2 protein-coding genes are annotated in these 1,286 nt (G+C 55.3%); both read right to left on the reverse strand.

Going from position 1 to position 1,286, the window contains the following annotated elements; translation table 11 throughout:
- Positions 1 to 68: 68 nt before the first annotated feature.
- Positions 69 to 932 carry an IS3 family transposase gene (locus ODQ19_RS27930; protein ID WP_164365886.1) on the reverse strand — a complete coding sequence of 288 codons (864 nt, stop codon included), beginning with the start codon at positions 930 to 932 and terminating at the stop codon, positions 69 to 71.
- Positions 929 to 1,222, reverse strand: a complete 294-nt coding sequence (locus ODQ19_RS27935; RefSeq protein WP_020300742.1) for a transposase — start codon at positions 1,220 to 1,222, stop codon at positions 929 to 931. The genes ODQ19_RS27930 and ODQ19_RS27935 overlap by 4 nt, the downstream gene beginning before the upstream one ends.
- Between the last annotated feature and the right edge of the window lie 64 nt (positions 1,223 to 1,286).

Genomic DNA, 1,286 nt, shown 5'->3' on the forward strand with positions numbered 1-1,286 from the left:
CTCACTTTTGAAAAGAGCCCAAAAGTAAGCATGGGCCTGTCCCCCGGCAGCGTACGCCATGAAGCTGGTTATCCAGTCTTCTGCCTCAAGCTCTTTGCATATTCGTTCGGAGAACGATACCCCAGAGCTGAGTGCAGTCGACTGCTGTTGTAAAACCCATGCACATAGCTGGCGATCGATAGCTGTGCCTGTTTTTTGGTGGGGTAGACCCCAAAAGCCTCCTCTCTTTTCAGCGTAGCGAAAAAACTCTCCGCCACTGCGTTATCCCAGCAATTTCCCTTTCGACTCATGCTCTGTTTGAAGTCCTTCTTAGCTAACGCTAGACGGAACTTACTGCTTGCGTACTGACGGCCCTGATCGGAGTGAAATACTGCTCCGCTAGTGCCAGAACAGGCGCTCCAGGCATTCAGAAACGCACTTTCCACCAGGCCATCTGGCATGCGGTCTGACAAGCTGTAGCCCAAGATCTGGCGGGTCTGGATGCTCAACACTACGGCCAGATACAGCCAACCCTCTCTGGTTGGGAGATAGGTGATATCACTGACCCAAGTCGGGGTGGGGTTATCGATGGCAAACTGGCGCGCCACCACATTGTTCGCGACCGGCAAGTAATGGTTGCTGTCAGTGGTACAGGGCCTGAAACCGCGTTTGGACTTGCCGTGTATACGCTCCTCCTGCATCAACCGGCTGACTCGCTTGTGGCCCACTGCATACGATTTCTGGCGTAAGGCTGCGACCAACCGTGGCCGACCGTAGGTGTGTCGACTGGCCGCATAGACGCTGCGCAACTCAATGCGAATCTGAGCGTCAGGATCAGGGCGAGGCTGCCTGTGCGTGTAATCGTAGAAACCTGAAGTCGAGACCTCCATCACCCGGCACAACACACGTACCGGGTATTGAGTCCGTTCAGCAGCGACGAAGGCGTATCTCACCTGGACTCTCTGGCGAAGAATACCGCCGCCTTTTTTAGGATTTCACGCTCCATTTTTAGCTCGGCAACCTCGGCTCGCAGGCGGGCAAGCTCGCTGTCCTCCTTAGTGATGGGCTTGCGCTCGGGCGAGCTCAACGGTTGACCCTTGCGCGTGGCGTTCACCCAGTTATCGAGCGTTTTGACGGACATCTCTAGCTGGCGGGCAGCTTCGGTTCTGCCAACGCTTTCAGCTAACGCAACCGCTTGAGTCTTGAACTCATCGGTGTAGTTACGGCGAGTGGATGGATACATGGCAACCTCCAAGAGAACGATTTAAGTATCGCTTCTTGGCGTCCGTTGTCACGGGACAGGCCCA

The sequence above is a fragment of the Pseudomonas sp. AM4(2022) genome, assembly GCF_036346515.1.
In the GTDB taxonomy this organism is placed as follows: domain Bacteria; phylum Pseudomonadota; class Gammaproteobacteria; order Pseudomonadales; family Pseudomonadaceae; genus Aquipseudomonas; species Aquipseudomonas paracarnis.

What these genes read in the sequence shown, in the direction of transcription:
- ODQ19_RS27935 (WP_020300742.1), bottom strand. Translation starts at nt 1,222, where the DNA reads ATGTATCCATCCACTCGCCGTAACTACACCGATGAGTTCAAGACTCAA.